We start from the raw sequence: 8,146 nt of genomic DNA, 5'->3' as shown, positions 1-8,146 counted from the left end.
GACTTCACCGACGTCGACGTCGCGGATACCGACGCGGCGCTGCGCGACCGGCTGGCCTGGTGCGAACGGTCGCTGGAACTGCCGGCCGGCCGGTACGAGACGCTGCTGCCGCCCTCCGCGGTGGCAGATCTGATGATCTACATGTACTGGACGGCTGCCGGTCGGGACGCGGCCGAGGGCCGGACGGTCTTCAGCCGGGCCGGCGGCGGCACGCGTCTCGGCGAGGCGATCGGACCGGCGGGGCTGCGGCTGGCCAGCGATCCGCACGACCCGGAACTCGCGACGACCCCCTTCGTGACCACGCAGTCCTCCTCGTCGATGTCCAGTGTCTTCGACAACGGGCTGGCGCTGAGGCCCACCGACTGGATCTCGGACGGCACCCTCGCCGCCCTCGTGGAGACCCGCGCGTCCGCCCGTGCCACCGGGGTCCCGACCACCCCGATGATCGACAATCTGATCCTGGACGGCGGAGGCTCCGCGTCGCTGCAGAAGATGATCGCCTCGACGAAACGCGGGCTCCTGCTCACCAGCCTGTGGTATATTCGCGAAGTCGATCCCGAGGTGCTCCTGCTCACCGGCCTCACCCGGGACGGGGTCTACCTGGTGGAGAACGGTGAGGTCACCGGGGCCGTCAACAATTTCCGCTTCAACGAGTCACCGGTCGACCTGCTCGGCCGCCTGGCCGAGATCGGCGCCACCACCCGCACCATGGCGCGGGAATGGGCGGACTGGTTCACGCTCACCCGCATGCCCGCGGTACGGATCCCCGACTTCAACATGTCCTCGGTCAGCCCGGCGAACTGACCGCCGGGCCTTCCGGGGACGGACGCGGATGCTCTCGTACCTGGTCACCCCGCCGCCGGGCCGACGGGGTTCTCACATCCTGGACGGTTAGGACGTCAGCAGGTTCGCGTGATCCTCCCACCAGCTGTAGAGGCTCGACAGGCTGGCACCCTCCTTGGACACCGCGACCTTGTCGTCGTCGAAGCCCCAGGCGATCCGGTAGTCACCGTTGCTGAGACGGATGCAGACAAGCGGTCCGCGTTCGTCGCCGTTGTGGTTCCACCGGCTGGACCCCTCCTCCCCGGAGCGGCATCGGCCGGTCCCGTCCACGTGGGACCGCTGCCCGGCGAAATAGTCGTTATAGGCGCTCCGGGTGGAGAATTTTCGCAGATAGACCAACGTGGTGTCGGTTGCCGTCTTGCAGGAGAGCGCTGCGATCGCGTCGTATTTCGATTCCAGGTCGGCGCGCCCCCTGCACGTCGAACGATTGAGAACGGAAGCCTTGAGAAGATCGTAGAGGATTTCCTGGCTCGCCGTGAACCGTGGGACGGTTGACGGGCTGGCCACAGGCGGGTCCGGTGGATCTGATTCCGCCACGGTCGTCGACGGTACGATGGCGGGAGTCGGGGACGGCGCGGCGCTCGGCGTCGCGGTCGCGGTCGCGGTCGCGGTCGCGGTCGCGGTGACCATGGCTGGCGCTGTTCGCGGCGACGCGGGGCTGGTCGTCGGCGTGCGGAGGGTCGGATGAGCCGGCGGGATCCGGGGGGCAACGGTCGCCGGTCCGCCCGCCGAAATCGCCGTCAGGCGCCAGGCGCCGACCATGGCCCCGGATGCCAGCAGGAGGACGGTGAGGACGACCGCGGGAACGACCAGGCTCCGGCCCCGTCGTAGGCCTCGCGCATCCGTTGGCCGACCGGGTGCGCGGTCGCCTTCAGGAACCTTGTGGTGCACGATGGTTGGCGACTCGCTCGTGTCCTTCGCTCTCGGCGCGCCCTGGCTGCCGTCGGACGCCGTTCTCAGGGAACCCTCCGGATCGCTGAGACCGGTGTCGTCCAAGGGAACGGAGGATGCCGGTGAGACCCCCAGCGCGCTGGTCCCGACGTTGCGGCCAAGAGCGTCAAGCTCCTCGACGATCTCTGTGACGGAAGGTCGCCGCTCCAGATCGAGGGCCATCATCCGTCGGATCAGGCTCCGCAGCTCCGGCGGGATGTTCACCGGCAGCTCGGGCACGTTCCCGGCAAGTATGCGCCGAAATATGGTCGCCGGCCCGTCACCGGGACGGGGCGCGAAGGGCGCGACACCCGCGAGCAGGGTGTGCAGGGTGGACCCGAAGGCGTAGACATCCGCAGCGGTTCCGTACTGGCCGCCGTTCAGGACCTCTGGCGCGCAGTGGATGGGAGTATAAGCGGCAAGGCTTGCGGACGCACCCGGATCGGCCATGATGGCGGCCGTACCGAAGTCGCTGAGAACGATATGCCCGTCCGGGGTGACGAGCAGGTTGCTGGGCTTGATGTCCCGGTGGATTATGCCGGCGCCGTGCGCGGCGACAAGCGCCCGGGCCAGCCGCGTGCCGACACCGATGGCCTCCGGCACGGACAGCGCGCCGCCGTCCCGGATCCGCTCGGCCAGGGAGCCATCGCGGAGGTACTGCATGACGATGAACGGTCTTCCGTCAGCCGTCGTGCCTGCTCCGAAGACGCTCACGACCTCCGGAAGATGGGACAGCCTGCCAACCGCCTGGCATTCACGGCTGAAACGGCGGGCGGCGTCGCCGCCTCCCAGGGCAGCATTGATAATCTTGATTACCACGGTTCTGGCGAAAAGATTCTGATGGGCAGTGTAGATAACGCTGAAACCACCGAGCGCGATCAGCTTGAAATCCCGATAGCCGGCGATTACCGGCTCAGGGGCCGTGCCGCCATCGGCCGGTACCCGACCAGCCTCCACCTTCTCATTCCCCCGTTTACACCGATCCCTGTTCAGGTCGGCGTCGCCACCTCAACTTTTATAAATCCCAAGACGCGGCTGTGCCGGATGGCTGACGACATCCCAGGCGCGGATCATCTTCCGCCCAAGCCGGATCATAACAGTCCCGCCACCGGCATTCGGGGCATCACGTGGATTGGATCGTGGTGACGGGACCGCCAGGCACATCCGGCCCGCACCCAGTAGGCCATCGCGTTCACGATCTCCCGCTGTTCGTGCACCGGCGGCCGGAGCCGCGAACGGCGGTAACCGACCGCAGACAGACCACAGACGATCTCGCGGTCCGCTGGTCCGCTGGTCCGCTGGCCAGGTGGCCAGGTGGCCAGGTGGTCCGGGACTCGCGGATCGGGGACTCGCGAGTCCCGGACCGTCAGAGGTAGGCCCCGCGGCCGAACGTCTCGCTGCCGGGCTGCTGCCCGCTCGGCAAGGCCCGCCGGCGCATCTCCTCGAGCTGAGCCTTGGCGGCCATCTGTTGGGCGAACAACGCGGTCTGCAGGCCGTGGAACAGACCCTCGAGCCAGCCGACCAGCTGTGCCTGGGCGATCCGCAGCTCGGCATCTGACGGCGTGCGCTCCTCGTCGAACGGCAGCGACAGCCGATCGAGTTCCGAGCGCAGGTCCGGGGCAAGCCCGTCGGAGAGCTCCTGGATGGAGCTGCGGTGGATCTCGCGCAGCCGGACTCGGCTCGCGTCGTCCAGCGGGGCGGCCCGGACCTCCTCCAGCAGCTGTTTGATCATAGTGCCGATGCGCATCACCTTGTCGGGCTGGGAGACCAGCGCGGCGATGGGGTTGCCGCCGTCCGGGTCCTCCGCAGCCTGCAGCGCCTGGTCACCGTCTGGGGCCAGCGGCCGCACCGGTCGGTTGACTACCCCCGAGTTCGCGGTCTCGTGCAGCGCGCCGTCAGGCCCGACGACCACGACGCGGGGTTCCGGTTGATCCGTCATGCCCCCTATCCTGCCCCGTGATCCGCCTCTCACGGCACTGGCTTCGCCTCCACGGTCACGCCGAGTGTCACCCATCGAGGGTCATTCCGGGATCGTGAGTACTACCTTTCCGACATGTCCGAAATCAGCCACATGCTGGTGTGCCCGCGCGACCTCGGTGATCGGCAACACCCGATCGACGACCGGCCGGATCGCCCCCGCCTCGATCGCCGGCCAGAAGTCGCCGCGGACACCGGCCACGATGTCGGCCTTCTCCTCGACCGGCCGCCCGCGCAGCGACGCGGCGTGGACCGCCGCCCGCTTGGTGAGCAGGGCGCCGAGGTTGAGCTCCCCTTTCACCCCGCCCTGCAGGCCGATGACTACCAGACGGCCTCCCACGGCCAACACGGCGACGTTGCGGGCGAGATACACCGCGCCCATGTTGTCGAGGATGACGTCCGCCCCGTGGCCGTTGGTAGTCTCGCGGATCCTGGCAACGAAGTCGTCGTCGCGGTAAGAGACCGCGAGGTGGGCGCCGAGCCCCCGCACCCTGGCCAGTTTGGCCGCAGTGCCGGCGGTGGTCGCGACCAGCGCGTTCGGACGTAGCGCGCGGACCGCCTGGATCGCGAAGGTCCCGATGCCGGACGCCCCGCCGTGCACGAGGAAGACCTCATGGTCGCGCAGACCGGCGATGCCGAAGACCGTGGAGTACACCGTGCAGGCCACCTCGGGCAGAGCGGCCGCCGTGATGAGGTCGACCCCGGCCGGGACCGGCAGCACCTGGCCGACCGGCACGTTCACCCGACTCGCGTAGCCGCCCCCGCTGAGCAACGCGCACACCTCGGCCCCGACCTCGACCCGGTCCACGCCGACGCCGAGAGCCGCCACCCGCCCGGAGCACTCCATCCCGATGATCTCAGAGGCGCCGGGCGGCGGCGGGTAGAAACCTTGCCGCTGGAGCAGGTCCGCGCGGTTCACCGCCGTCGCGACCACCTCCAGGGTGACCTCGCCGGGCCCCGGGGCAGGAGGGTCAGCCACCGTCGACCACGTCATGACCTCGGGCCCACCGGGCGCTTTCACCGTCACAGCATGCACCCGTCACACGCTACGGCTCCTCGGCACGCGACGCCGCGGCATCATCCGGCGTGCGGGCATGGTCAGGCCACGGCCGTACAGATGTTCCGGTGGGGTGGACGACGCCGGCTCGGGCCTCAGACCGGCTCGGGCTCCGGTTGGGGTGAGCCGGGAGCCGGCTCGGTATACGGCGAGGGCTCGTGCGGAGCCGGCGGCAGGTCAGGAGCGTCGGGCAGGAGCGGGCCTGGATCATCCGGGATCGGGGCGTCCGGATCGAGCGGGGGCGGGGGACTCGGGCGATGGGGACGGACGGCCTCGGGCATCGCGACAGACAGGGTAAACAGACCAGACCGGGTAGACAGGATAGACAGGACAGACACAGATTTCGCCGTACCCGGCGGGCGTCGCGGCGGAAACATCTTCCTAGCATCCCATGTCGGCCGCTCGACCCTCGCCGCGGCCTGATCGCCGGCCATCCCGCTGGACCGGCGTCGCGCATCCGTGCGCCGCCCCGTCCTCGCGACCGTCCCGCCCGGATCTCGGTTCATCGGCTCGCACCTCCGGCCCTATGCCGTCAAGTCCTATGCCCCTATGTCCTATAATGTGGCTGCCTCGGCCGGTCCGAGACGGGTTTGTCCCCGTGGCCGATGTCAGCGCGCACCAGGACCATCACCATGTGTGGCCAGCCCGACATCATCGGACCGAGGGTAAAGCCACTGCTTCGAGCGTATTAACAGTGACCGCCCCACTCGACATCCAGCTACCACGACGCATACCCGATCGAGTCGCTACCGTCATATGCACATCGCCCTGAACTCATGGTTCTCTGCAACCAGTGACAGACGACCACAGCATCGGCTGTCCGGCCGGCGCCGCGGACGCGCCGGCCTCGACGGGCCCGGGGAGCGTGCCAGTGGAAGCGGTCGCGGCCGACGACGAGCCCGAACATCCCCATACCCAGGCGGAGTTTCATGCCTTCTTCGAGAGACATCACCGCGAGCTGAGCCGGTTTGCGTATCTCCTGACTGGCGATCACGACGTCGCGGACGACATCACCGCGGACGCTCTGACGGCCGCCTGGTCCGCATGGGACCGGGTCCGCTCCGCAGACCTTCCACTGGCGTATGTCCGGCGGATCGTCGCCAACCTGGCGGCCGACCGGGTCCGGAAGGTCGTCCGCGAGCGACGCGGGCTGCTCTTCCTTGGTCAGCGGGCCGACCAGTCGGCGCGGATACCCGATCTCCCCGCGGTCATGGATCTGCGCTCCGCGCTGATGACACTGCCGCCGGGCAAACGTGCGTGTGTCGTGCTCCGCTACGCCTTCGACCTGTCGGAGATCGAGACGGCTCGCACGCTGGGTATCTCCGTCGGCACGGTGAAGAGCCAGACCGCCAAGGGAGTCGCCGAACTGGAGCGGATTCTCCAGAACACCGAGCTACCGCCGGCCGGTGCCGCGGAGGTGGCGAGGCCACAGGTAGCGTCCGGTCAGTCGGGCACGTCACGCGGCGCCACATCCCGATCGGGCAGTTCCCGGGTGAATGGGTCCCGATCGGGCTCGGGTCGCCTGGGACGGCGGCGGGACAGTGGTCAGTCCGGCAAACCGGCGGGTCCGAGCCGGTCGGCGTTCGCCTGCCTCGGCCGCGTCAAGCTATGGCCCTGGTGGCAACAGCGAGTCGGCGAGGCATAGATGACGCAGAAGGCGCCCGGGATTCCAGGGGCCCGATCATGATGCGCAGGGTGGCGCGGCAGCGCGGCGCGGCGGGCCTCCGGCCGATTGCCGTCCCTCCGCTCCGGGGACGGGTGACCGCATGACTAACGACCACGGAACAGGCGACCGTGGAACCAACAGCTCGAGCGCGGATGGTCGAGGGTCAGCCGATCGCGTCGGCGAGTTCCGCGGCGGCGACGGTCATGGCGGCAATCTGGGGGAGCTCCCGTTCCCCGACCGACTCCGCGGCATGCTGAGCGCCGAGATGGGCCGGCACCGCCCCGACTCCGATCGCATCCGCAGACGTGTCGCGGCGGCAGTCGATGCTCCCCTGAGCGGCACGATCATCCGCCCCCTCGGCCCGAGCGGACCTGTCGGCCCGAGCGGTCCACTCAGCGCGAACGGACCACTCAGACCGCCTGGTTCGATCGGCTCCAACACCCGGACCGAGGATGGCCGGATCATCACCCGGCAGCACCGCCTGGGCCGTACCGTCACGAAGGCCCCATCGAGCCGACGGCGCCGATCCAGCCGGTCTACCAGCCCCGACCGGCTCCCCCGGTCCCACAACTGGCCCCGTTCCCGGCGGCGCTCGGTTGCCCGACGCGGCACGATCGCGGGGGCGCTACTCGCCATCGTGAGCATCACGGCCCTGACGGCCCTGGCCCTGCTGGGGCCGTCGGGATCGAACTCCCCGGCTCCGCCCACGACGACCGTCACGGCGAAGCCGCGGCCGTCCGCCACGCCGGTCACGACGTCTCCGGTCACGACGTCTCCGGTCACGACGTCTCCGGTCACGACGTCTCCGGTCACGACGTCTCCGGTCGTGCGGACGCCGGCCGCGTCGCCCCAGGCCACCACGGTGCTCCCACCGGAACCGGCCAGGTCGAGCCCCGCCGGAACATCCGGGGGCAGCGCCGCCGTCCCGGACGCGACGAGCGACGCGAGCGCCGCACGGAGGTCCGCCGGCCCGGACCCGGCGGACCCGGGGTCCGCGAGCGGTGGTGGCGGCGCACCGTCACCGTCCGCGGGACCGTCCGCGAACCATGGTGACAGCGGATCCTCCCTGCCCGGCGGAACGTTCGCGGGCATCGGCGGCGGGATCTACACCAGCACCGTCGCCCCCTTCCCCAGTGGGTCACAGGTGCGGCTTCCGGGCCCCGGAACTCTCGACTGGGTGCTGTTCGGGGGCTCGTGGAACGGTGTGCAGAACCGGGCCGCCATTGTGATGCCGCTGATCGACACCGGCACCCTGCTGGGCACGTCCGTGCCGTCATCCTCCGGATTCGACTGGACGGAGGGCACGCCGGTCGCGACCGGCGTGGACGACACCGACCGGCTGTCCCTGCAGGGCTCGGCCCGGCTGACGGTCTTCGTCTCGCAGTCTCCGCTCACCCTGGACGTCCTCCTCGGATCCGGTTCCGGGCGGGTACAGATCATCGTCACCTCCATCGGCGGCACGCAGACCTTCACCCAGACCCTGCCTTCACCGATCGCCGATGGCTCGGCCGATGGCGTGGTGAGCATCGGGCTGCCGGCCGGAATCGGCACGACGTCGATCACCATCTCCAGCGGGGGCACGCCGGGTTGGACACTGGCGGCCGCAGTCCTGCGCTGACGGCGTGGGTCTGCGCCGGTTACGTGGGTCTGCACGTGACCATGCGGAACCATGG

The 8,146-nt window shown here is 69.7% G+C and carries 6 protein-coding genes and 1 pseudogene; 3 read left to right on the top strand and 4 right to left on the bottom strand.

Annotated elements, in window-relative coordinates; genetic code table 11:
* A partial coding sequence (locus AC08OP_RS00660; RefSeq protein ID WP_476612414.1) for a metallopeptidase TldD-related protein occupies positions 1 to 804 on the top strand: 804 nt, incomplete at its 5' end.
* A gap of 87 nt (positions 805 to 891) precedes the next feature.
* Here the strand turns inward: AC08OP_RS00660 and AC08OP_RS00655 are convergent.
* The 4 genes and pseudogenes from AC08OP_RS00655 to AC08OP_RS00640 form a co-directional block, all read right to left on the bottom strand.
* Positions 892 to 2,730, bottom strand: coding sequence for a serine/threonine-protein kinase (locus AC08OP_RS00655; RefSeq protein ID WP_476612413.1), 1,839 nt, complete (start codon positions 2,728 to 2,730; stop codon positions 892 to 894).
* Between the two features lie 179 nt (positions 2,731 to 2,909).
* Positions 2,910 to 2,999: pseudogene (locus tag AC08OP_RS00650) on the bottom strand (IS5/IS1182 family transposase); the annotation flags it as partial.
* Positions 3,000 to 3,139: 140 nt separating this feature from the next.
* Entirely contained in the window at positions 3,140 to 3,712 is a 573-nt protein-coding gene (locus AC08OP_RS00645) for a bacterial proteasome activator family protein (protein WP_476612412.1), read from the bottom strand.
* Positions 3,713 to 3,793: 81 nt separating this feature from the next.
* Entirely contained in the window at positions 3,794 to 4,771 is a 978-nt protein-coding gene (locus AC08OP_RS00640) for an NAD(P)H-quinone oxidoreductase (protein WP_476612435.1), read from the bottom strand.
* Positions 4,772 to 5,678: 907 nt separating this feature from the next.
* Here AC08OP_RS00640 and AC08OP_RS00635 point away from each other — a divergent pair.
* The gene (locus AC08OP_RS00635; RefSeq protein WP_476612411.1) at positions 5,679 to 6,452 is read left to right on the top strand and encodes a SigE family RNA polymerase sigma factor; all 774 of its coding nucleotides are present in this window, start codon (positions 5,679 to 5,681) and stop codon (positions 6,450 to 6,452) included.
* A 658-nt stretch (positions 6,453 to 7,110) separates the two neighbouring features.
* On the top strand, positions 7,111 to 8,091 hold the full coding sequence (locus AC08OP_RS00630; RefSeq protein ID WP_476612410.1) for a hypothetical protein: 981 nt from the start codon (positions 7,111 to 7,113) through the stop codon (positions 8,089 to 8,091).
* The last annotated feature ends 55 nt before the right edge of the window (positions 8,092 to 8,146 follow it).

The sequence above is a fragment of the Frankia sp. CeRuru1 genome, assembly GCF_977966315.1.
This window is presented reverse-complemented; position numbering and strand designations above follow the sequence as displayed.